Origin of the sequence: Bdellovibrio sp. KM01, from assembly GCF_013752535.1 — a bacterium.
Lineage (GTDB): Bacteria > Bdellovibrionota > Bdellovibrionia > Bdellovibrionales > Bdellovibrionaceae > Bdellovibrio.
In genome coordinates this window covers 1251491-1273378 of record NZ_CP058348.1, presented here as the reverse complement: position 1 = coordinate 1273378, position 21888 = coordinate 1251491, and the positions used below count along the sequence as shown (strand labels likewise).

Here is a 21888-nt window from a genome sequence, read left to right as displayed (position 1 = left end):
ACAGGAATTACTGACGGAGTTCTGTTCTTAAAGACATCTCATGCGGGACTGAGAAAAACTTCGCCACCCCTTCGAGCATCTCGTCAACATTACGTGCCTTCGCGCACACCCCGGTTAACGCATTACCAAACGCCAACCACACACTTGTGGTGCGCACATAGAAGCGCACTTTTCTCATCGCGCGTTCTTCGCCAAAATAATGACGACTGCGTTCGATCAACTTCACTAACACGCGACCGTATTCAGCACCTTCTTCTTCAGCGGTGCGCGGAGCTTTAAGGCCTTCTTTACCAGCCGGAGCTGCAAAGCCCAGCTGCTCACCCAATTGCCACAACATCCACGGACGAGCGGCCAATGCACGCCCCGACATCGCCATGTCACAGCCGGTTTCAGTTAACATCAAGATGGCGTCTTCAACAGTTTGCACGTCACCGTTGCCGATCACGGGGAAATCCACCGCTGCATGCAAAAGTTTAATCTGATCCCAATCAGCCCAGCCACGACGCTTTTGCGCGGCCGTGCGCGGATGCAAACACACCCACGAAGCGCCAGAATTTCTTAAGCCACCCACAAAGGTTAGCAATTCATCCAACTCTTTGGTCGAACCCACAGCACGAAGCTTCACACTGACAGGAACTGTGGAATTTTTGACAGTCATGCGCACGACTTCGGCTGCATAATTTGGATCCCCCATCAGGGCCACTCCGTAATTATGCTTTAAAGCTTTCTGCACGGGACAACCCATGTTGATATCGATAGCTTCCGCACCCCACTCGATCAGACGCTTAACGCTGTCGGCGATGGCTTGCTCTTCGTTACCCAGGATTTGTGGAACCAGGCCGGGCTCGTGCGCTGCACGCATGGTTTCAGGAGTTGTTTCCAGATTTTCATCAGGAATACGGCGGGAGTTTAACATTTCAGTCGGCCAGATCGTGTAAGCACCTTGGGGCAAATACTCGCGCATCACTTCACGTAATGCCACGTGAGTCAGTCCCACCATCGGCGCCAAGCACAGAGGGAAATTAACTTTGCCATTTAGAATCGGTCTATGCAGACCTAATTTCACAGAACTCATAACCGCCACAAACAAAAAGACTCCCCAGCGGGAGTCTTTAAAAAATACTCGAATTTGGGTAACTCAGCTTTACGCCAATTTTCCAGCTGGAGAGAAAGCGTACTTTTTCACCAACTCATAACCACCGAACATCACCGCAGAGAAGAACAAGTCCCCTGCCACTTGATAACCAAAGAATGGAATCGCAGCTACGTAGCACTCAACCAAACCTTTGAAAGTCGGAGCGTACATGCCATCCATGATCCAAACACCAAAGTTTGAAACCAGGAAAAATACCGAGCTTGCCACCAAAGACAAACCACCAATGCGGGCCACTGATTTTTTCTCGGTCAAATACCAGCCCATCATCACGATCAACGCGAAAGCGGCATAGACAAAGAGTGTCGTGGAGTGAAAACCACCCAAGAACAAATCGCTCAACATCAAAGCTGCCAATGGAACCGCCATCGACAATCTTTTGTCAGAGAAATAAGCGCCACCGAACAAAGCCATGGCCCCGATTGCAGTGAAATTCCACGGGTGCGGGATAATACGAGAAAATGCCGCGCCCAAAACCATTACGATAAGAGTGATCATGCGTGTAGTCATGCCCAGGAACCTATCACTTGTTCATTCGGTTGTCTACAAGCTCCTGAACCACTCCTGGCTCAGAAAGCGTGGTTATGTCACCTAGCTGATCTGGTTGATTTTCCGCGATTTTTCGCAAAATTCGACGCATGATTTTGCCCGAACGGGTCTTTGGCAAACGTGGTGCCCACTGGATTAAATCCGGTGTGGCGATGGGTCCAATCTCTTTACGAACCGTTTGAATCAGCTCTTTACGCAAGTCTTCTGAGGGTGTGATTCCAGTTTTCAGGGTCACGAAAGCGTAAATCCCTTGGCCTTTGATATCGTGAGGATACCCCACAACAGCAGCCTCTGCGACATGATGATTGGCAACCAACGCGGACTCAACTTCCGCAGTCCCCATGCGATGGCCCGAAACATTGATCACGTCATCCACGCGTCCTGTGATCCAGTAATATCCATCTTCGTCGCGACGACATCCATCACCCGTGAAATAGTATCCTGGATAAGCCGAGAAATAAGTTTCTTCAAAGCGTTTATGATCGCCATACACCGTACGCATTTGACCGGGCCAAGAATCAGCAATCGCTAAAACACCTTCGCCAGCACCGTCAATTTTTTTACCTTCAGGTGTCAGCAGATGAGGCTGCACACCAAAGAATGGCAAAGTTGCAGAACCTGGTTTTAGGGGCGTTGCTCCCGGGAACGGTGTGATCATGAAACCACCGGTTTCCGTTTGCCACCAAGTATCCATGATCGGGCAACGTTTGTCACCCACCACTTCGTAATACCAAATCCAAGCCTCGGGATTAATCGGCTCACCCACCGTTCCTAAAATTCTTAAGGACGAACGATCACAGTCCTGCACCCATTTATCTCCTTCGCGCATCAAAGAACGAAGAGCTGTTGGAGAAGTATAGAATAAATTTACTTTATGTTTTTCAATGATCTGCCAAAAACGTGACGGTGTTGGATAGTTGGGAACACCTTCAAAGAACAGTGTCGTCGCGGCATTCGCGAGCGGCCCATACACAATATAGCTGTGACCCGTCACCCAACCTACATCGGCCGAGCACCAGTAAATATCTTTATCATGATAATCGAATACGTATTGGTGAGTGGTGCTTGCCCACAGCAAGTAGCCACCTGTCGTGTGCAACACACCTTTAGGTTTGCCTGTGGAGCCGGAAGTATAAAGAATGAACAGAGGATCTTCCGCATCCATTTGTTCGGCTTCACACTGGTCACTCACACCTTGAACCATGTCGTGATACCAAACATCCACCGAACTCATTTGCACAGGAGCATTTGAGTACTTCACCACCAAAACTTTTTCAACGATCCCCGCTTTTGCCACCGCTTTATCTACGTTGTCTTTTAGTGGAACTGATTTACCACCGCGGAATCCAGAATCCGCCGTGATGATGAATTTAGATTTTCCATCCAACAGGCGATCGCTAATTGAATCTGGTGCAAAACCACCAAAGACCACGGAGTGAACAGCACCAATACGTGCGCACGCTAGCATTGCGTAAACCGTTTCCAAAATCATCGGCATGTAGATCGTGACAACATCACCTTTTTTAACGCCCATCTTTTTTAGGACGTTGGAAAAGCGGCAGACTTCCTGATGGAGTTGTTTATAGGTGATTTTTTTAGCGGCTGTATTGATATCATCCGCTTCCCAGATCAAAGCGACTTTGTCGCCTTTGGTTGCCAGATGACGATCGATACAGTTGTAGGCAACATTCAGTTTCCCACCTTCGAACCACTTGATGCTAACGGGCTTTTTGAAAGAAGTGTTTTTAACTTTGTCCCATTTTTTAAACCAGTGCAGACGCTCGGCTTGCTCGGCCCAAAAGCCCTCAGGATCCTGAACGGATTTCTGATACATGCTTTTGTATTTTTCTGGTGTGATGATCGCGTTTTTTTCTAAAGAAGGATTGATGGGATAAACTTCATTGTGCATAGAAACCTCTCGAATATTTATCCTATTCCCCTCGAGAGTGAGGTCAATAAGAAAACTGCGACAGAAAAATCAACGCACCGACAATAAGAACAAAGTACCCAAAGAGAGGTTTTAATTTTGCATCAGAAGTATTTTGTCCCCACTTTAATCCTACGATGATTCCGGCAATTGCCAGGACTGAAATCTTCAATACAAAAACAAAATCCATCGCCACACCACTGATGGCGTCGCTTAAGAATCCAAACAGTGAATTGAAGGCGATCACGCCCAACGAAGTACCGACAGCAATCTTCATTGGCAAGCGACTCATAACGACCAAGGCTGGCACTATCAGAAATCCTCCGCCGGCCCCCACAAATCCAGTCACTGCCCCGACACCTAATGCTTTCAAAGCGGAAAGCCACCAAGGATCCTGAAGTTTTTGTTCCACGTCTTTTTTACCGGGGCGAATCATCGCAATCGACGCCAATAACATGACCAGCGCGAAGGCTGTCATTATCAACGTGTCTTTACTGAGAGTCATAAAGCCAAAATCCAAAAGACCTGGCATAAGAGGAAGGAACACTCGACGAACTAAAAGAACACCCGCAAGACTTGGAATCGCAAAACTCATCATTGCAGCAAAGCTTACTTGTTTAAGACGGGCCGCGCGCACAAAGCCCACTAAACTTGTCAAACCGACAATAAAAAGAGAATACAATGTGGCGGTCGCAGCCGGCAGTTTAAACATATACACTAACAAGGGAACAGCCAAAATCGAGCCCCCACCCCCAAGAAATCCTAAAGACACCCCAATAAGAGTTGCGCCAAAGTATCCGAGCAGTTCCATGAGGACCTCCCTTGACCTTAAGACTTGATCCAGCGCTGATATCCACGCTGCAAAATCATTCCTAAAAACATAAATACGACAAATAAAATCGCACTCCTTGAGCCGGCACCTAACGATGTCAGAGCGGGCCCAGGACAATATCCACCGAGGGCCCAGCCAAAACCAAACAAGGCACTTCCGATCATCAACGGCTTGGTAATTTCACGAGAGGTCGGAACATGCCATCGAGTATCCAACAAAGGAGAGGTTTTTCTTCTGATTAAAAAATACACCACCGCATTCACCGGAATCGCTCCCAGCATCACAAACATCAACGAGGGGTCCCAGCCTTGTCCTAACTGCAGAAATCCGATGACCTTTTGAGGTTGAGTCATGCCAGAGATTCCCAATCCCAATGCGAAAATCAATCCGACGATAAAAGAAGCTCCCGCTTGAACATGTTGTCGCTTCACTTTACACCTCCAAGAGCGACTTTAAAATCGTCGCCGAAACCATACCCACCAACATAAAAATAATCGTTGCGACCAACGACCGTGGGGATAACCTGGAAATTCCACAAACGCCATGCCCGCTGGTGCAGCCGCTTCCCAACACTGTACCGAAACCCACAATCACGCCAGCGATTGCGATCATCACCTCGGTACGCGCACTGGTGTTCGCAAACAACTCAGGTTGGAAATGCGCCAATATCACACCACCCAGAATCAAGCCGATGATAAAGGTGGCTCTCCACAGGTAGTCGCCTTTTTGCAAAGTTAAAAGCCCGTTCGCAATACCGCTGATTCCCGTTACTCGGCCATTTAAAATCAGCATCAACGAAGCTGCGAGTCCGATCAAAGCACCGCCCGCAAGCGCCATAAGAATTGATTGCATCATGTTATTGATTCTCCTTTTCGTAACCCAGTTCATTCCAGCGAATCATCCCACCGACCAGGTTGTAGGTGTTTCTATAGCCTAACTCTTCACTTGCCAGAGTCGTCTGTCCAGAGCGAGCCCCACTGCGACACACAAACACCATTTCCTGATCATGTCTTTGAGTCTTTAAAAAGGTCTCCAATGCTGGCCCCAACGTGACAAGCTCCGAGCCCGCGATATGCCCTAGCTCACCCCGATACTCCTCGGGTGTACGCACATCGATGATTCTGATCTTTTTGAGCATTTTATGCAGATCCTCACATGTGATTTCGCGCATATTTTTTCTCCTTCACATGCAGACATCCTAAAGCTATTCTTGGCAGACCCATTATGATGACCGACATAACGAACCCCATTCGGTTTGGAATATTGTGGGATCTGAGCCAAGGCACAAAAAAGGAGTCTCATTATGAACAAGATCCGTATTCAACACTTCTTTGACTCGGCGACATTTACACTGACCTATGTCGTTCACGACCCAAACACCCTAGATGCCGTTATTATCGATCCCGTATGGGACTATGATCCTGCATCATCAAAGCTCTCCACACAATCCATGGATCAGGTCGTCGCTTATATTAAAGAAAATAAGCTGACTCCCCACTTCGTGCTAGAAACACATGCACACGCGGATCACCTGTCCAGCTCCCAACTGTTTAAAAATATTTTTCCCGGAATCAAAGTAGCGATTGGCGAACGAATCACTGAGGTGCAAAAGCTATTTAAGCCGGTCTTTAACATGCCCAAAGACTTTAACGTATTTGGGGCCGACTTTGATATCTTGATGAAAGAGAATGAAGTTTTAAACGCCGGATCGATTCGCATCAAAACATTTTTCACTCCAGGCCACACTCCCGCCTGCGCTTCTTATTTGATAGAAGATGCATTGTTCACGGGGGACGCGCTTTTTATGCCGGACTCTGGAACTGGCCGCTGTGACTTCCCAGCCGGCAGCGCCGAGGCTTTGTTTGATTCGATCACTAAGAAAATTTACACGTTGCCTGACGAAACCCGCATTTTTGTTTGTCACGACTATCAACCGCAAGGTCGCGAGCTGCAGTATCAAACAACCGTGGGCGAGGAAAAAGCTAAGAACATTCAACTGAAAGCAGAGACCACAAAAGATCAATTTGTAGAGTTCAGAACCAAGCGCGACGCCACGTTAAGTGCGCCAAAGCTATTGCTACCAAGTATTCAAATTAACATTCGCGCAGGTCACTTGCCAGCCCCCGAAGACAACGGAACCAGCTATATTAAGCTACCCTTGAGACAGTAGCTCTTCTTTTTTCAAAATCACAATTTCACGGCCTCGTTGTTCAATGAGGCCGTCTTCCACAAATTTTGCCAGAGTGCGAATGACAGTAGCGACTGTGGTGCCACAGAAGTCGGCGATTTCCTGGCGAGTCCATGAATGCGTGGGATGAAGATCTTTGAAATAGACCACGGACTCTGCAATCCGTGCCGTCACATCTTTTTCAGTCAATACCACTTGTTTTTCTTCAGAACGACGAAGCTCTGTGGCCAGCGTTTGCAACAGCTTCTCCGCCAGATCACAGTTTCCCTTCATACGCGCGCGCATCTCATCCTTTGAAAAAACCAAGACGGTGGTATCGTCCAGAACTGTCGCGGAAGCATGGTAAGGTTCTTGTGCAAAAAAACTACGATGTCCGAAAATTTGATTCTTCTTAAATAAGCGCAGCAGATGATCTTTACCAGACTCACCCCACACTACCAGGCCGACCAACCCTTCTTTCAAAAAATAGATGTTTTGGGGATTTTCACCCATCTTATAAATCACATCGCCTCGTTTGAATTTTTCAACACGAGCATCTTGAAAGACCTGAATCAATTCCATAGACCTATTTTAAAAGGTACGGACTTACCTAAGCAAGGAAGGACATATCTTTGCGATGCAACAAGAAACAGGACCTGGCACCAAAAAAAAGCCCCCGGAGTTTCCGCCGGGGGCTTAGTGGTTTTTTACAAGTAATTACGGGAGGAACGATTAGTTCACATCTTTGTAATCAGCGTCGATCACGTCGTCGCCGTCAGCTTTTTTCTCGCCACCGGCTTCAGCACCTGCTGCGCCACCTTGACCAGCATCACCACCTTGAGCTCCTTGCTTTTTGTAAAGCTCAGAAGTCATTGTGTGAGTCAAAGATTGAAGCTTGTCGAAAGCTGCTTTCAATTCGTCAGCAGATGCACCTTTGTTCTCAAGAACTTTTTTAGCATCAGCGATCGCATCGTTCGCAGTTTTAACTTCAGCCTCAGGCAATTGAGATCCAGAATCCTTGATCAATTTCTCAGTTTGGTAAACCAAGTTGTCCAAGTTGTTTCTGTGAGTCACTGCTTCCGCTTTCTTTTTATCTTCGTCAGCATGACCTTCAGCATCTGCTACGGCCTTTTTGATTTCCTCTTCAGACAAACCACTTTGTGCCGTGATTTTGATCTGCTGAGTTTTACCAGAAGACATATCTTTCGCAGATACGTGCAAGATACCGTTCGCGTCCATGTCGAATGTTACTTCGACTTGAGGAACGCCACGTGGAGCTGGTGGAATACCCACTAGTTCGAAACGACCTAGTGTTTTATTGTCGCCAGCCATCTTACGCTCACCTTGAAGAACGTGGATGTCCACTGCTGGTTGGTTATCTGCTGCTGTCGAGAACACTTGTGATTTCTTAGTAGGAATCGCTGTGTTGCGCTCGATAAGCGGAGTCATCACACCACCCAAAGTTTCGATACCAAGTGAAAGCGGAGTTACGTCTAGCAACAATACGTCTTTCACGTCACCTGCAAGGACGCCCCCTTGAACTGCTGCACCGATCGCAACAACTTCATCCGGGTTCACTGTGCGGTTTGGCTCTTTACCGAAGAAGTCTTTAACTGCTTTTTGGATAGAAGGAATACGAGTCGAACCACCCACCAATACAACTTCATCGATTTCAGAAGCTTTCAAGCCAGCATCCGCCAAAGCTTTGCGGCAAGGCTCCATAGAGCGTTTTACCAGATCTTCAGTCATTTGATCGAATTTTGCGCGAGACAATTTCGTTTGCAAATGCTTAGGACCTGTTTGGTCTGCCGTGATGAACGGAAGATTGATTTCAGTTTCTTGAGCAGATGAAAGTTCGATTTTCGCTTTCTCAGCTGCTTCTTTCAAACGTTGAAGAGCCATTTTATCGTTTTTCAAATCGATACCTTGGTCTTTTTTGAACTCAGTGATCAACCATTCCAAGATAACTGTATCGAAGTTGTCACCACCCAAGTGAGTGTCACCGTTCGTAGAACGAACTTCGACAACACCGTCACCGACTTCTAGGATGGAGATATCGAATGTACCACCACCGAAGTCGAAGATAGCGATTTTCTCTTCTTTTTTCTTATCCATACCGTACGCCAATGCCGCCGCTGTTGGCTCATTGATGATACGTTTAATTTCAAGACCTGCGATACGACCCGCGTCTTTAGTAGCTTGGCGTTGAGCATCGTTGAAGTACGCTGGAACAGTGACAACTGCTTCAGTTACCGGCTCGCCCAAATAGTCTTCCGCAACTTTTTTAAGTTTCGCAAGAACTGCCGCACCGATCTCCTCTGGAGATACGTTTTTCCCTTGAACTTTGAATGCACAGTCATTGCCTTTAGCTACAACAGTGTATGGAACAAGTTTGATTTCTTCAGCGATTTCTTCGAAACGACGACCGATGAAACGTTTCGCAGAGTAGATTGTGTTCTCTGGATTCGTCACAGCCTGACGTTTAGCGATTTGACCTACAAGACGATCACCGTCTTTAGTGTATGCGACAACTGAGGGAGTCGTGCGGGCGCCTTCTTCGTTCACAAGAACTTTGGCTTCTCCGCCTTCCATAATAGCGACGCATGAGTTAGTCGTCCCTAAGTCGATACCAATGATTTTACCCATGTTTGAATCTCCTTGAATAACAGCCTACTTTGGAACTTCTTCTGCTGTAGGCAACCGTGGTTTAAAGCTTGAATAACACAGGATAAATGTGGGTTCGGATGGCATTCCGTCAAGCTACCCGATTACTTTTTTTCAAGTCTCTGAATCAGTTATTTTTGCCGTGTATAATCAATGACTTAGAAACTGCACGTTTAATGCTAGTAGACAGCCCTAGCCACACATCCAGGAGCAGAGACCTTCTAACGCAAAACATCATTTCATTCTGACTGCAGGTGATTCCTTTTTAATGCGACGCAATTCAGCAGGTAACTTTTTGGCCAACTCAGCATGCTGGGCCTTCAAGTACATATAAGTGGGTGCTGTGTGAATGTCGCAAACTCGCTCCATGTCCCATTTTTCTTTGGAATTGTTGAGAATATTGTCGGCGCTCTGCTTGTCCAGCAAGAATAAATCCGATCGATTGCTGCGCAGACGTTGAAACATCTGCTCTGGGTAATCAATTCCTCGAATGCGATCCGAAAGATACTTTTTCAGATTCATTTCCAAATAGAAAACTCCTCTCTGATAATCGATACGCAGATTGGAGCGAATCAACTCATCCCAAGCGCAGGGAATTTTCTTTCCCGGTTTTGAATAAATGGAAAAGTTAGCTGTCGCAATCGGCTCTTCCACGCGAACAAGTTCAGGATGAAAGTCACCGTACTCGCGGACTCGCACGAGTTCCCCGTCGATGGCTTCTTTATAGATTACAGCGGTTCCGCGGCTCAAGGGTACAGAACGGAACTCTACTTGGTAACCCAAGGCATTCAAAGCGCGAACGACCATAGTCGTATTTTCTTTCACCATAAGTGCATTGCCTGAGTTCGCGAACAATATCACCAAGGTTTTAGTGGGTGGAGGTGTTTCAGCTCCAGCCACTGCTCCAGCGAAGAACAGCAGTAAGCTGCTGATAAATTTTAAAAGCATGGCCAATGATATCCTTTGGGTTCAATCCTAGGAAAGCGATTTTGATGACGTATTTTTAATTATATTTGGCAAAAGCTTACGGACTTTTAACTCGTGTTACCGCGCACCTTGAGTAATTATGGTCCTTCGCTCTTCCCTTAAAAATACAAGTTCCTTAAGAAAAAGAGTCCCTCTAGGCCCTGGTGAAACCCTTCATTCCCAGGGCCATTTTTCCGCGCTACCCAGAAATACCGCATCAATATTTTGATATTCTTAGCCTACGGGCCTCCGACAGATTGTGCGTTCGGCACAAAATGCGGAAATTCTGTATATCATTTGCCCCTCCCATTGCCAGAGGCAGCTTGTGATCAACTTGAAGTTGATACGTGCTTAAACAGCGCCGCCCATCAGATTGCAGATATTCGCAATGATGATTTGATTTTACTAAGAGCGTTCGACGAAGGGTTGTTTTGATGTGCTTGCGTTTATGAATTCTCTCGGCTTCGTTTGCATTGTTCTTAAGAACGGAATCTGCGGAATTAGAATCTTTCGTGGCTAAGGCCACTGAATCGCGTTGCCTGCTTTTCTTAGCAATATTAGGTTTCACGAAGTTTAGGTCCTTGCGATTCTCTTTACCCAGTTTCGTTTGGATGTGCTTTTTCGCCAAATAAGCAAATAACTCTGCCCATGTTGGGTTCGGCAATGCGTGTGATAGCAAATCTTTGGCGTGTTCAAGATCAGCCATTTGCTCTGGCGAAACACTGATTTCCATGCGGATCGAATCATCACGTTGTGGTTTGATTGTTTCATGCATTTGAATGGGCTGGTTAAATTCAATTGCCAGAATTTTCTGAGTTTCCATACTGGATTTATTTTGAATCAACTCAAGCACACCTTCAGTTTTTTCCAATGAGACGGGATTACCATTTTCAAGCTCTTTGGTTAGGCACTTCTGCACCCGGTGAAGCTGAGTCAAATTAAGATCGCCGTTTTCAATCGCGTGATTCAGCTGAGGAACTTTCTTTAAAAGGCGCGCAGCCTGAATCCGACGATAGGCTGCATCTTCGGAGTATTGTAATTGGCTGGTCATATATTTAAACAAAGAAGTAAATCCCAAATCCAGATACAATCGACGAGTTTCGACTTCAACTAGATGCCACAAAATCAAATGGGTGATCTTACGTTCACTCTGAGCCAACTTTTCAACTCTATTCAAAAGCTCCACATTTGATACTGAAGTTAAATCCACAATTTCCTCCTTTTGCTTTTGCTTTTGCTTTTGCTTTTGCTTTTGCTTTTGCTTTTGCTTTTGCTTTTGCTTGAGGATTTATAGCATGGGTTTTAAAAACGAATTTTTCGGCAAATTGAAGGGGCTACCTTAGTTTACAAAAGCACTCAAAAGCACTCGTATTCGCCGTATTAGCCTCTCCTGAAATATATTTTTCAGAATTTACCAAGCGTCTCGCGATAACGATAAAACGCTCTGACAAAGCCCATAAGAAATCACGAAATCACGTCAAACAAATTCACTGTTACATTAATTAAAATGACACAGCTTTCCCTGGTAGCGCGGAGGAAATTCGAATTCGGTGAAGTCTGAAATGAGGTGGCGTGCGGGGACTTCCTGCGTTTTAGCTGACGGAATTTTCTAAGCTGGCCCTCTGCCAGCCGAACTACTCCAAAATCGGATGCTTGCCATGGACTTGGTCTTTAGGAAGAGCATTGAAATGCCACCACTCGTGTTCAAGAACCTTGAATCCCTGATCCTCAAGTAAAGTTCGCAAAATCATGCGATTGCTATACTGAAGCTGAGTCAATTCTCCGGACTTCAAAAATTCAGATTCAAGTTTTGGCTGAGCAAGATCCCTGAAATCATCAAAGTCCGTGCCCATGTCCAAATAATCCCCGTCACGTTCTTTCAAAGTCAGATCCATCGCCATGCCGAAATTATGCAAAGAACCCGGAACTGGAGGCGCGACGTAATTTTGAAAGGGGGTCCCTTCCAAATGTTTGTAAAACAAAGCTTGAATCGAGCGCGGACGAAGAGCGTCCCAAATCAAAAATTTCAAACGTGGATGTTTGCGTTTCAACTCTTCACAAGCCCGCATGAACATTTCATAAGCCACAGGCGAAACAAAACAGCGATTGAACCCTTGATAGACATCAAAGTTCATAAAGTTATCAGCCGTTGCGTACTTAAGCTCCAAAGAAACCTGCTCGGATTCTTTGATTTCACGAAAGTTTTTTTCAATCCATTCAATTTGTTTCTCAAATGACGTCATACAAACACTTTACAATGAAATGCACTTCGATCAATCATTAAAGAATCTAAAATGCCGCTAAATATGAAAGCATGAAACACTCGCGAATCAGCTCTAAATCGAAAATGGGAGGCCACCATGATTCCTAAATTTGAAGTCTGGATCATCATTCAAAAACCCATCCAGGAAGTTTTCAACGCGGTTTACGACAACAACCAAATTAGTAAGTACTTCACAACAGCCGGCGCTTCAGCTCCCTTGAAAGAAGGAACCACTGTGCAATGGGAATTTGCCGATTTTCCAGGGCCTTTTCCTGTTAAATCAAAACAGGTCATCACCAACCAAACCATTATCTTTGAATGGGGAAACCCTTCTGGCCAAGGCGACAATACGGTAGAGTTTCAATTTGAAGCCCTGAATGCCAACGAAACCAAAGTAAAAGTCTCTGAAACAGGCTGGAAAGAAAACGAAACTGACATCAAAAATTCCTATGGCAACTGCATGGGATGGTCGCAGATGATCTGCGCCATGAAGGCTTATCTGGAATATGGAATCAATTTAAGAAAAGGCGCCTACAAAATCGCCGGTGACTGAGTTTTACGTTTTTCCCAAAAGCGATAAAGGGCCACGATGTCATTGCTAGTTAGCAGTGGCATCGCATCAGCCAAGGCTTCTTTGGACCAATCCCACCAATTCATTTCCATCAGCATGGAAATCTCCGGATCCGAGAATCTTTTGCGCACGACTTCTCCGCCACCGACAACAATCGTATAGGGTTCGATATTTTTAGTAACCATGGTGCGAGCACCGATTACGCAGCCATTTCCTACACGAACTCCCGGCATGATCATCGCTTCGGCACCAATCCAAACATCATTCCCAATAACTGTGTCCCCAGCAGGACGATAAGAATTTTGAGCTTTTTGAAAAGTAGGATCCTGCGTAATAAAGGCAAAGGGATAAGTCGAAACCCATTCTTTGCGATGTCCTTGATTGCCACCCATCAAAAAACTTGCCCCCGATCCGATGGAACAGAACTTTCCGATATAAAGCTTATCCACATCTGAGCGGTCATTTGGTAAATACCAAGCACAATCGTCAAAGGAATGGCCATGGTAATAGCCCGAATAGTAACTGTACTCGCCGACGATAATATTAGGATTGGTCGTTTGTTCTTTTAAAGACTTGCCTGCAAATGGTGAAGAAAAATAATTGTTACTCATGCCTTAAGCGTCTCTTAAGGCATGACGAACTTCACCATCTTCTTTACAGCGTTTGTTAAAAAATAAACCACAGAGCACGATGCAAAAGCCGCAGCTCCTAAACCTCCACCGATGCCTTTCGCGTAAGGAATCAGGAAAGTGAACACGATAGAAAAAATCAAACTGGCAATTAGCACTCTTCGCCAGCCCAGGCGGGATTTATCAGTCATTCCGACAAAGGTGGCCCCGAAAAATGCGGCCTGTAAAGCTCCGTCCCAATTAATACCAGAATGTTGCAAAATCACGACGAATATCAACGTCGGCAAAGCGGATGCGCGCACTGTGGGCCAATGCTTTGTATGAATTAAATAATATGTCACCTGCGCACTTAAAGCCGCAACGGGCATCACACCAAAAAGGGTCATACCATCACCTTCAGCGCAAGCCCCAAAAGCGAAGAGATAAAGGCAATCAATCCCAAGCGGCCGCCCATGCCCTTGAAGTAACGACTCATCACAAAGTAAATCAAACTGCCCAGGGCCGAGACAAATAGGATCTGCCAGAAACCTTGATCCGTAATTTTAGAACCCATCGCCACAAATGCACCCATGTAGATATTGGCGTGCACGTGCGTTTTTTCAATGCGCTTGGTTTCAGGAACAAACGTCCCCAGAAGCCCCGTCAAAGCGGCCCCCATCACTGGTGTCATTCCCAGTTGTGCTTGAAAGTAAAAGCAGGACATACATCCCAAAAGAAATGTGAAGAATTTCAGCAACCAAAGCTGAAAGTACTGAAGTGGCAAAGTCATGGCATATCCTAGCAAACAAAGCTAAACTCTATCAATGACACTTCCTGATTTTTTAAAGCAGCATCCCCGCCTGACCCGGTCTTTTAAAGAGTTCGTTCAGGGTTACCAGACTCAATTGGATGCTGAAACTTTTAAAGCTTTCCTCTTATCTTTGCACAATGAGATTTCCCGCATCAGAGATGACTTGATGGAAGTGCCAACCGGAAGCCTGCGCGCCCGCGCCCTACACGCCTTGGTCGAAGCAGAAATCGATTCAGAAAAAGATATCCAAATCAGCTGTCGCAAAGGTTGTTCGGCTTGTTGCCACATGGAAGTCGAAGTAACCAGCCACGAAGCCCGCATCTTGGGGAATCTGGTCAAAGAGGGCCATGCGATTGATCGTGAACGCTTAAAAAAGCAAAGCCAGCGGGCACTTCAAGATCCACAGTGGAAACAAGGCAAACGCAATCTTGATAACCCTTGTGTATTTTTAAATGGCGAAGGTTCTTGCAGCATCTATGAACATCGTCCGGTGATGTGCCGCAGACATTCAGTGACCACGCCTGCAAAAAATTGCGAGACGTTGGATGCGAATATTACAGTTCGCTATTTTCCCAAAGTGGATTTGTATATCAGCGCCGCCAATGAAGACAGCACCATGACCATCGGACCGATGTCTAAAATGCTTTCCCTGGAACTGGCCTAAAACTATTCGTTATATTTTTTGTTAGAGCCTTTAGCCGTTTCCACTGGATATTTCGCTGCGTTCTTAGCGAGCTTTTTATTTAAAGCTCCGCCCAATTCGATTTGATTCATCTGTGCAAAACGCAGGACAAAGAAAAACACGTCCGCCAGTTCGTCAGACACTTTTTCTTTGAATTCTGGCGCACGCATTTTTTCCTGAATCTGCGCTTCCGTTTTAAAGCGGAAAAGATCCAACAACTCGTTGGCTTCCGTAGACATCCCAATCGCCAGATCTTTGGGAGCATGAAATTGATCCCAGTCGCGCTCTTCACAAAACTTTTGAATCACTTTAATCAATTCTGAAATGGAGTCTTGCTGAGCCATATTTACTTCTTCTTTTTAGGTTTGGCTTTAATTGGCGATTTCGTGCCAGCAGGTTTTTTTGCGACCTTGCCGTTCACTTTGATTTCACGATTCCACATCGGCTTGGACTTCAGAACTTTGCTATAAATCTCGCAGGTTGGGTCGTGAGCTCCCGCCAAGTAGCCAGCACTTTGCAGAAATTCATTCACGATTTCACCACCTGTGAACTTAAAAGTTTTTTTAAAGAGTTTTACCCATTCTTCTTTGCTTAAAGGATGGTGATGTTCGATCCACTTTTTAAAGGAGCCGAATTCTTTCTGCAGCTCTAAGATCGTCTTAGCATTTTCGATGGCTGCATTGATCTTTAAACGATTGCGAATGATACCGGGATCGTTCATCAGGCGCTTGCGGTCGGCAGCTTTATAGCCGGCAACTTTCTTGATATCAAAGTTATGATACGCCTTGCGGAACGTGTCTTGCTTTTTTAGAATTGTTTCCCAGCTGAGTCCCGCTTGGTTGATTTCCAAAATCAAACGGCAAAACAATTCGTCGTCCGAATGAATTGGAAAACCATAGGCCTTGTCATGATAGGGTTTGTGAATCGCCTTTTTTTCATCAGACATATGCTTCAGAGCAGAACAATAGGACATCTAGAACCTCGGATATTTGTCATCCTACCGTTTTTTTATAAACTTTTACAATGCTAAAAGCCCGGAACACCCGCTACACTTAAGGCAGCAGGAGTTCTTATGGCAGTGCAACTTGAAATGGGCTTGGATACGTTTGGTGATGTCACATTTGATTTAAACGGAAAAAGACTTCCTCAGGCTCAAGTCATTCGCAACGTTGTCGGAGAAGGAGTTTTGGCAGATCAATTGGGTTTGGATTTTTTCGGAGTGGGCGAACATCACCGCGATGACTTTGCAGTTTCAGCGCCCGAAGTCGTTTTAGCAGCCGTCGCGGCACAAACGAAAAAAATTCGCCTGGGTTCAGCGGTAACAGTTTTAAGTTCTGACGATCCTATTCGCGTCTTTCAAAGATTTTCCACCATCGATGCAATTTCAAATGGTCGCGCGGAAGTGATCATGGGGCGTGGTTCATTCATTGAATCCTTTCCTTTGTTCGGTTTCGATCTGGAACAGTACGAAGAACTCTTTGAAGAAAAACTGGATTTGTTTGCGCAAATCCTTAAAGGCAATCCCGTTAATTGGTCGGGCAACACTCGTGTTCCCGTTGCAGAGCAAAGCGTTTATCCACAGACCGAAGGAAAACTTCGTACGTGGATTGGCGTCGGTGGTACACCAAAATCGGTTCTAAGAGCCGCTCACTATGGCTTTCCGCTTATGCTTGCAATCATCGGTGGCGATCCCAAAGGTTTTAAACCGTTCGTGGATCTTTATTATAAGTCGTTATCGCAGTTTAATCAGCGCACTCAGCCTATTGGGGTTCACTCCCCTGGATTTGTCGCCAAGACCGACCAGGAAGCCAAAGAAACCATCTGGCCCCACTATCAAACGATGATGAACAGAATCGGCCGTGACCGTGGCTGGCCGCCAATTTCAAAAGAACAATTTATTCAACAGTTAGGTTCCGAAGGCTCGTTGTACGTGGGTTCACCGGAAACTGTGGCTGAAAAAATCGCAACGACTGTGAAGCACCTGGGAGTTTTAAGATTTGATTTGAAGTATAGCTTAGGAACACTTCCCCACGAAGACCTGATGAAGTGTATTGAACTTTACGGCACCAAAGTGGTTCCCTTGGTGCGCGAAAAGCTGGCCCAGAAATAGACACTAGAAACGAAGTCGACCGACCTGTTCACCTTGGATGTTATAAATTTTTAGGTCCAATTTCGTGCCACCGATAGGTTGTCTGATGTCGATATAAATACTGTCGCGGAAGGTTTCATAATTCACCTTTGCAACACTGCCATTCAAATGGACGGCGTCATTGATGCTGTCCAAAATATCAATAGTCCCGAAACGACTTAGGTAGAGCGAAAGTGCAGGATAGTATTTCGATTTAGGATATCTGCTTGCCTGCATAACACTAAAATACTGGATAACCTGGTTGCAATTACGAACGTAATCAATTTCTGCCATACGACTTTTGTGATTTGAAAAGTCATGCAAAAACATGCAATCCAAATAACCAGGGCCCACCAAATCAACTAACCGGACTGTGCTTGGAATTGCAGAACCTGTTTGAAACACTCCCGCCTGATAGTCCAACGCCATGCTGGCACCTAAAGGCAGGGAGCGGTCAGAAAGAACATCACTTAGTTTTGTGATGAAGCTTAAAAGTGCCTTGGTATTGGAGTGATCTTGAAAGTATGCCTGAGCATCAATTTCAATCGAAACCACGTCTTCGTATGCAAGATTTGCATTAAAGATCCACAGACCTTCATGCAATAAAATTACCGCTTGCTCCACTTCTTTCAGCTTGTAAAACTCGTTCATCAAGACAGTTGTCTTTTTTAACGGGGAACTCGCCGCAAAGAAAACAACTTTATTGACTGGAACACTCAAAATTCTTGCGTACTCGGCAGCAATTCTTTGGCGATCAAGAGGATTTAACTCGCCACCTTTCACACGATAGTAGTTACGATCCGCTGTGGGAAAAATAGTCTCTAAAAGAACACCCTTTGCATAGGCTTTGATTGGCAGTCCATCGATCTCGGCAATCAAACGCGCCAAACCAGGAATTTTCTGTGGCTCTTCCGGGTTGTCTTCCAAGCGAAAATTGGCAGAAAAAAAAGTTTCAATTTGACCATTGGAATTTACACCACCTCCGCCGTTTTGCACTTCGCGAACCGCGAAAGCATTCACACCCAGAAGTAAAACTAAAATGCTAACAATGTGCTTCATGCTTCATCCCCTTTAAGCTCGAACAATTGAATCGCCAAACTGTAAACCTTATCCTTGCTTGGCATACCTGCAAGTTCTTGCGATAGCACGCGACGAAACTCACGAATGCGTTCTTTGGCATATGCCAACTGCGTAGAATCAAGACTGAACACCACCGATGAAAGGTCCCGAGTTTCCACGGGATCTACTCTCAGTGAACGACTCGCACGTTCTAACATCTGACGGTGATAATTTTGAATGGCAGTCGATGGTACGTCGGCTGTCGTCGTAGAATCAGAATCGGAAACCACCCAGCGGCCTCCTACTTCTTTCAGCAAACCGACTTTGATCAAGCGAGCCACCGTTGCCTCGGCCTCAGCGACACTGATTCCCAATTTTTTCGCGATCGCGGAAAAGCTGTGAGGTGTGCCGGGAATATCAACCAGTTCCAACACCGCAAGATTTTGCCAATCAGAAATTAAATGGAAATCTTCGTCAGAAATTTTCTTGGCATCCAGAAGGTAAGCCTTCACGCGTTCGCTCGCTGCTTTTTTAGCAAGCTTGCTGCGAGCGTGTTCCGCTTGAACCAAATCGATAAAGAATGCTTTTTCTTTACCCTTCAGTTGCAGACGGTCTGCTACGATAGTTGCCCTGGAATCTGAAAGTCCTACTTTGGAATTCAACAACTCACTTAAGCGCGATGCTGAAACACCAATGTCGCGTGCGAATGCTCGCATGGAATACGCGGGATTTTTTCTTTGTCGCTTGCGCATTTCTTCAATGAGGATACTTCGGTACGTGCCTGTCATAGTGACTCAGTTGTATCCCATTGGAGCTACGATTTTACAACTTTGTAACACCAAGAACCATTCAGCGTTTGGGGAACTTCGGTGAAAAATAACGCATCACTCAAAAACAACCGCCGCTTTACTGCGAATTTGGCTCATTTTCAGAGGAGAAACTAGCTAGAAACGCCTGAGTTAAAAGCATACGTTATCTCCTGGAGCACTCAACACTCATGTAACGGCGCAACAGAGTTCATTGCAAACACGTCGGCCAGAGCTCCATTTTCCCACTTATCCCAAATGAACATTTGTTAATTCTTTTTTAACTCGTGAAAAATTTTGAGCGTTTCATATTTCCGAGGAGAAATGATTCTTTAATTTCCTGTAAATTCCACGAGCGTTTCGAAGTGAATTCCAGGAAACACCGGAACCCTTCGTCTAGAGTTCGGCTTGAATTGAGTCGAATGACAAAGAATTCGTTATTGTTCCTGTTTACTTCAGTAAACTGGAGTCACTTGAATTATGTTTATTGGGGGATGATTTGAAAAAGGCAATCTTCGCAAAAGCACTGCGAATTGGGGTAAAGCCTTATCTGCTTCTAGCCGCTTCCACAGTAACGATTCTATCGTTTCAAAACTGTGGTGAGGGTTTTACCGTCATTAGCAATCTGCAAAGTGTCGCTGGTACTAATGAACCAGAGTACATCAATGAATCCACGGAGTTTGCGCAAGGTCGCGACCTCTATAACCAAAACTGTGCGGGCTGCCACGGAGTTTTTGAAAACTCCACGAAATCCGGCAAATCATTGATTGATATTAAAACTGCCATCACCAATGTGCCGCAGATGTTTGCGTTCTCTTCATTATCTGAAACGCAATTACAACTGATCGCACTCGCATTGAATCCTGGTTCGCCGGGTACGGTGACGCCGACGCCATCTCCTTCTGCATCTCCGTCTCCGACGGCCACTGCGACAGCGTCTCCTTCTCCAACAGTTTCTCCTACCGTATCGCCTTCTCCGTCACCAACCGCGACAGCAACGGTGTCCCCGTCTCCAACAGTATCGCCGACGGTTTCTCCGTCGCCAACAGTCTCACCTTCTCCGACGGCGCCCGTGGTGCCAGCTAATACCTTCTCTTGCCAACCGGGTGAAGACCCAGGGGTCAGAGACTTCCGCCGCCTGTCTCGCCGTGAATATCTGCTTTCATTAAAAGTTCTTTCCTATGGCCGAGCGAATATCGATTCTCTGCAAACGGACATCGATAACTTGCCTGCTGACGTTGTAACGGGTGTTTTTGACTCGACTGATATGACTGTTTCCGCAGCTCACGTTGAGGCTTACCTGACGTTGGCTAAAAAAGTTGCGGCCCTGTTCGCGACAAGCTCTACTTGGAGAGCGGCAGCAATGAACAACTGTAATACCAGCAGCGGTATGACAGAGACTTGCTGGACTTCGTTCTTTAACGGCTTTGGTCGCTTGGCTTTCCGCCGTCCCATGACCACAGCAGAGCAACAAGTTTACAAAGATCTTTACAACTCAGAATATGGTGGCAATCTCAACGATGGCTTAACGGTTGCGATCATGGCCATGCTTCAATCCCCAAACTTCATTTATAAAATGGAGTTAAACGGAACGCCCGTTAATGGTCGTGAAGACTTGGTGAAAATCACAGACTATGAACTGGCTTCCCGTATCGCCTTCCTGGCAACAGGTCGCGGCCCTGATACGGCTTTGATGAATGATGCTGTTAGCGGAAACCTGTCAACGGTCGAGGGTTATAAAACGGCCGTCAACCGTGTCTTTGCAACGGCCGAATCCAAAGAGCACGTGGCAGAGTTCTATAATCAATGGCTGGGTATCAACCGTATGCCTTCTTCAAATCACTCGGCTTGGTTCTTAGGAAATGTCCCGCGTGCTTCGATTCAACCTGAAGGCATGCAGGAGATGAAAGACTTCACGAATTACTTCACTTACTCTGTTGCCGGCACTTACCGCGATATGATGACTTCACCGATGAGCTTCACTCAAGGTCAGGCATTGACTCTGATTTATGGAGCCGCAAAAGGTGCAGCCCTTCCTCCTGCCGAGCGCCCAGGTCTGATGAGCCGTGTGGGCTTTATGTTCAGCCCGACTGACAACACCAGCCTTGTGCATCGTGGTCTGGTGATTCGCAGAAATATTCTTTGCGACTCTATTCCACTTCCAACAATTGCCCCGGATGAAAAGGATCTTTTTGCTCCGCCAGTTCCAGATCCAAAACAGTCTCAACGTCAGCAAATCGAAACTCGTACTTCTCCAGTGCGCTGTCAGGCTTGTCACTCCCTGATCAACCCAATGGGTTTTGTAATGGAAAATTACAATGCCTTCGGTAAGTACCGCACGGTTGAAAGTATTTTCGATGCGAATGGCAACATCCTGGCAAATCACCCGGTGAATGCCAAAGTAAAACCAAATATCGATTCAGGCAGCGATCCCGAGGTCAATGGCTTGGCTGAGATGTCTTCCGCTATCGCCAACTCTTCCCGTGGGCCGGCTTGTATGGTGAAACAATGGGGTACATATACGCTGGGCCGTGCAATCACGGCGGCGGATAACTGCTCAATGAACACGAGCTTCTCGCAATTGGTTGATCCAGCCAAGGCGAGCTCAAGCGGTGATCAACCCGGAACAATTTTAAATATGATTAAATCGCCAGCGTTTGATGCAAATTTCCGTTTGCGTAAACGTGGGGCGCTGTAAGAGG

At 46.0% G+C, this 21888-nt stretch carries 24 protein-coding genes; 5 read left to right on the top strand and 19 right to left on the bottom strand.

Going from position 1 to position 21888, the window contains the following annotated elements; genetic code table 11:
- Positions 1 to 7: 7 nt before the first annotated feature.
- The 7 genes from HW988_RS06285 to HW988_RS06255 form a co-directional block, all read right to left on the bottom strand.
- Positions 8 to 1075: a tRNA-dihydrouridine synthase family protein gene (locus HW988_RS06285; RefSeq protein ID WP_255490231.1), complete on the bottom strand. Its 1068-nt coding sequence runs from the start codon at positions 1073 to 1075 to the stop codon at positions 8 to 10.
- A gap of 69 nt (positions 1076 to 1144) precedes the next feature.
- Positions 1145 to 1663: a DUF6580 family putative transport protein gene (locus HW988_RS06280; RefSeq protein WP_181606700.1), complete on the bottom strand. Its 519-nt coding sequence runs from the start codon at positions 1661 to 1663 to the stop codon at positions 1145 to 1147.
- Between the two features lie 13 nt (positions 1664 to 1676).
- Positions 1677 to 3611 carry an acetate--CoA ligase gene (gene acs, locus HW988_RS06275; RefSeq protein WP_181606699.1) on the bottom strand — a complete coding sequence of 645 codons (1935 nt, stop codon included), beginning with the start codon at positions 3609 to 3611 and terminating at the stop codon, positions 1677 to 1679.
- A 43-nt stretch (positions 3612 to 3654) separates the two neighbouring features.
- Positions 3655 to 4440, bottom strand: a complete 786-nt coding sequence (locus HW988_RS06270) for a sulfite exporter TauE/SafE family protein (RefSeq protein ID WP_181606698.1) — start codon at positions 4438 to 4440, stop codon at positions 3655 to 3657.
- Positions 4441 to 4457: 17 nt separating this feature from the next.
- Complete coding sequence (locus tag HW988_RS06265) at positions 4458 to 4892, bottom strand: YeeE/YedE family protein (RefSeq protein WP_255490230.1); 435 nt, start codon at positions 4890 to 4892, stop codon at positions 4458 to 4460.
- Between the two features lies 1 nt (position 4893).
- On the bottom strand, positions 4894 to 5316 hold the full coding sequence (locus HW988_RS06260; RefSeq protein WP_255490228.1) for a YeeE/YedE family protein: 423 nt from the start codon (positions 5314 to 5316) through the stop codon (positions 4894 to 4896).
- Position 5317: 1 nt separating this feature from the next.
- A complete protein-coding gene (locus tag HW988_RS06255; RefSeq protein ID WP_181606696.1) occupies positions 5318 to 5632 on the bottom strand; it encodes a rhodanese-like domain-containing protein in 315 nt (104 codons plus the stop codon).
- 132 nt (positions 5633 to 5764) lie between these two features.
- On the opposite strand from HW988_RS06255, the gene HW988_RS06250 reads away from it, so the two are divergent.
- Entirely contained in the window at positions 5765 to 6631 is an 867-nt protein-coding gene (locus tag HW988_RS06250) for an MBL fold metallo-hydrolase (protein WP_181606695.1), read from the top strand.
- Here HW988_RS06250 and HW988_RS06245 read toward each other — a convergent pair.
- The 5 genes from HW988_RS06245 to HW988_RS06225 all read right to left on the bottom strand — a co-directional run bounded on the left by HW988_RS06245 (position 6614) and on the right by HW988_RS06225 (position 12501).
- Entirely contained in the window at positions 6614 to 7210 is a 597-nt protein-coding gene (locus tag HW988_RS06245; protein WP_181606694.1) for a Crp/Fnr family transcriptional regulator, read from the bottom strand. The two genes, HW988_RS06250 and HW988_RS06245, sit on opposite strands and share 18 nt — an antisense overlap.
- Before the next feature lie 150 nt (positions 7211 to 7360).
- Positions 7361 to 9274 (bottom strand): molecular chaperone DnaK, encoded by a 1914-nt coding sequence (gene dnaK / locus HW988_RS06240; protein WP_181606693.1) that lies wholly within the window; start codon positions 9272 to 9274, stop codon positions 7361 to 7363.
- Between the two features lie 252 nt (positions 9275 to 9526).
- Positions 9527 to 10240 (bottom strand): hypothetical protein, encoded by a 714-nt coding sequence (locus HW988_RS06235; protein ID WP_181606692.1) that lies wholly within the window; start codon positions 10238 to 10240, stop codon positions 9527 to 9529.
- A gap of 235 nt (positions 10241 to 10475) precedes the next feature.
- Positions 10476 to 11468: an HNH endonuclease gene (locus HW988_RS06230; protein ID WP_181606691.1), complete on the bottom strand. Its 993-nt coding sequence runs from the start codon at positions 11466 to 11468 to the stop codon at positions 10476 to 10478.
- Positions 11469 to 11892: 424 nt separating this feature from the next.
- Entirely contained in the window at positions 11893 to 12501 is a 609-nt protein-coding gene (locus HW988_RS06225; protein ID WP_181606690.1) for a M15 family metallopeptidase, read from the bottom strand.
- Between the two features lie 117 nt (positions 12502 to 12618).
- On the opposite strand from HW988_RS06225, the gene HW988_RS06220 reads away from it, so the two are divergent.
- Entirely contained in the window at positions 12619 to 13074 is a 456-nt protein-coding gene (locus HW988_RS06220) for an SRPBCC domain-containing protein (RefSeq protein WP_181606689.1), read from the top strand.
- Here HW988_RS06220 and HW988_RS06215 read toward each other — a convergent pair.
- From HW988_RS06215 to HW988_RS06205, 3 genes are read right to left on the bottom strand one after another with little or no spacing between them, the layout of a single operon-like run.
- The gene (locus tag HW988_RS06215; protein ID WP_181606688.1) at positions 13053 to 13703 is read right to left on the bottom strand and encodes a CatB-related O-acetyltransferase; all 651 of its coding nucleotides are present in this window, start codon (positions 13701 to 13703) and stop codon (positions 13053 to 13055) included. The two genes, HW988_RS06220 and HW988_RS06215, sit on opposite strands and share 22 nt — an antisense overlap.
- A gap of 14 nt (positions 13704 to 13717) precedes the next feature.
- The gene (locus HW988_RS06210) at positions 13718 to 14107 is read right to left on the bottom strand and encodes a hypothetical protein (protein ID WP_181606687.1); all 390 of its coding nucleotides are present in this window, start codon (positions 14105 to 14107) and stop codon (positions 13718 to 13720) included.
- Positions 14104 to 14490, bottom strand: a complete 387-nt coding sequence (locus HW988_RS06205; protein WP_255490227.1) for a hypothetical protein — start codon at positions 14488 to 14490, stop codon at positions 14104 to 14106. The genes HW988_RS06210 and HW988_RS06205 overlap by 4 nt, the downstream gene beginning before the upstream one ends.
- Before the next feature lie 34 nt (positions 14491 to 14524).
- Between HW988_RS06205 and HW988_RS06200 the strand changes: the two genes are divergently transcribed.
- A complete protein-coding gene (locus HW988_RS06200; RefSeq protein ID WP_181606686.1) occupies positions 14525 to 15175 on the top strand; it encodes a YkgJ family cysteine cluster protein in 651 nt (216 codons plus the stop codon).
- A gap of 2 nt (positions 15176 to 15177) precedes the next feature.
- On the opposite strand, the gene HW988_RS06195 is transcribed toward HW988_RS06200, so the two are convergent.
- Together HW988_RS06195 and HW988_RS06190 are read right to left on the bottom strand one after the other, a co-directional pair.
- Positions 15178 to 15537, bottom strand: coding sequence for a nucleotide pyrophosphohydrolase (locus HW988_RS06195; protein WP_181606685.1), 360 nt, complete (start codon positions 15535 to 15537; stop codon positions 15178 to 15180).
- 2 nt (positions 15538 to 15539) lie between these two features.
- Entirely contained in the window at positions 15540 to 16139 is a 600-nt protein-coding gene (locus HW988_RS06190) for a DNA-3-methyladenine glycosylase I (protein WP_220128811.1), read from the bottom strand.
- Positions 16140 to 16265: 126 nt separating this feature from the next.
- Between HW988_RS06190 and HW988_RS06185 the strand changes: the two genes are divergently transcribed.
- The gene (locus HW988_RS06185) at positions 16266 to 17303 is read left to right on the top strand and encodes an LLM class flavin-dependent oxidoreductase (protein ID WP_181606683.1); all 1038 of its coding nucleotides are present in this window, start codon (positions 16266 to 16268) and stop codon (positions 17301 to 17303) included.
- A 3-nt stretch (positions 17304 to 17306) separates the two neighbouring features.
- Here the strand turns inward: HW988_RS06185 and HW988_RS06180 are convergent, their stop codons facing one another.
- Both HW988_RS06180 and HW988_RS06175 read right to left on the bottom strand, forming a co-directional pair.
- Positions 17307 to 18380 (bottom strand): hypothetical protein, encoded by a 1074-nt coding sequence (locus HW988_RS06180; protein WP_181606682.1) that lies wholly within the window; start codon positions 18378 to 18380, stop codon positions 17307 to 17309.
- Positions 18377 to 19168, bottom strand: a complete 792-nt coding sequence (locus tag HW988_RS06175; RefSeq protein WP_255490226.1) for a TIGR02147 family protein — start codon at positions 19166 to 19168, stop codon at positions 18377 to 18379. The genes HW988_RS06180 and HW988_RS06175 overlap by 4 nt, the downstream gene beginning before the upstream one ends.
- Positions 19169 to 19685: 517 nt before the next feature.
- Here HW988_RS06175 and HW988_RS06170 point away from each other — a divergent pair.
- Positions 19686 to 21884 carry a DUF1588 domain-containing protein gene (locus HW988_RS06170; RefSeq protein ID WP_181606680.1) on the top strand — a complete coding sequence of 733 codons (2199 nt, stop codon included), beginning with the start codon at positions 19686 to 19688 and terminating at the stop codon, positions 21882 to 21884.
- Positions 21885 to 21888: the final 4 nt, after the last annotated feature.

Coding starts and splice junctions, on each gene's coding strand:
- HW988_RS06285 (WP_255490231.1), bottom strand. CDS start 1,075: ATGAGTTCTGTGAAATTAGGTCTGCATAGACCGATTCTAAATGGCAAA.
- HW988_RS06280 (WP_181606700.1), bottom strand. CDS start 1,663: ATGACTACACGCATGATCACTCTTATCGTAATGGTTTTGGGCGCGGCA.
- acs (WP_181606699.1), bottom strand. CDS start 3,611: ATGCACAATGAAGTTTATCCCATCAATCCTTCTTTAGAAAAAAACGCG.
- HW988_RS06270 (WP_181606698.1), bottom strand. CDS start 4,440: ATGGAACTGCTCGGATACTTTGGCGCAACTCTTATTGGGGTGTCTTTA.
- HW988_RS06260 (WP_255490228.1), bottom strand. CDS start 5,316: ATGATGCAATCAATTCTTATGGCGCTTGCGGGCGGTGCTTTGATCGGA.
- HW988_RS06255 (WP_181606696.1), bottom strand. CDS start 5,632: ATGCGCGAAATCACATGTGAGGATCTGCATAAAATGCTCAAAAAGATC.
- HW988_RS06250 (WP_181606695.1), top strand. CDS start 5,765: ATGAACAAGATCCGTATTCAACACTTCTTTGACTCGGCGACATTTACA.
- HW988_RS06245 (WP_181606694.1), bottom strand. CDS start 7,210: ATGGAATTGATTCAGGTCTTTCAAGATGCTCGTGTTGAAAAATTCAAA.
- dnaK (WP_181606693.1), bottom strand. CDS start 9,274: ATGGGTAAAATCATTGGTATCGACTTAGGGACGACTAACTCATGCGTC.
- HW988_RS06235 (WP_181606692.1), bottom strand. CDS start 10,240: ATGCTTTTAAAATTTATCAGCAGCTTACTGCTGTTCTTCGCTGGAGCA.
- HW988_RS06225 (WP_181606690.1), bottom strand. CDS start 12,501: ATGACGTCATTTGAGAAACAAATTGAATGGATTGAAAAAAACTTTCGT.
- HW988_RS06220 (WP_181606689.1), top strand. CDS start 12,619: ATGATTCCTAAATTTGAAGTCTGGATCATCATTCAAAAACCCATCCAG.
- HW988_RS06215 (WP_181606688.1), bottom strand. CDS start 13,703: ATGAGTAACAATTATTTTTCTTCACCATTTGCAGGCAAGTCTTTAAAA.
- HW988_RS06210 (WP_181606687.1), bottom strand. CDS start 14,107: ATGACCCTTTTTGGTGTGATGCCCGTTGCGGCTTTAAGTGCGCAGGTG.
- HW988_RS06205 (WP_255490227.1), bottom strand. CDS start 14,490: ATGACTTTGCCACTTCAGTACTTTCAGCTTTGGTTGCTGAAATTCTTC.
- HW988_RS06200 (WP_181606686.1), top strand. CDS start 14,525: ATGACACTTCCTGATTTTTTAAAGCAGCATCCCCGCCTGACCCGGTCT.
- HW988_RS06195 (WP_181606685.1), bottom strand. CDS start 15,537: ATGGCTCAGCAAGACTCCATTTCAGAATTGATTAAAGTGATTCAAAAG.
- HW988_RS06190 (WP_220128811.1), bottom strand. CDS start 16,139: ATGTCTGATGAAAAAAAGGCGATTCACAAACCCTATCATGACAAGGCC.
- HW988_RS06185 (WP_181606683.1), top strand. CDS start 16,266: ATGGCAGTGCAACTTGAAATGGGCTTGGATACGTTTGGTGATGTCACA.
- HW988_RS06180 (WP_181606682.1), bottom strand. CDS start 18,380: ATGAAGCACATTGTTAGCATTTTAGTTTTACTTCTGGGTGTGAATGCT.
- HW988_RS06175 (WP_255490226.1), bottom strand. CDS start 19,168: ATGACAGGCACGTACCGAAGTATCCTCATTGAAGAAATGCGCAAGCGA.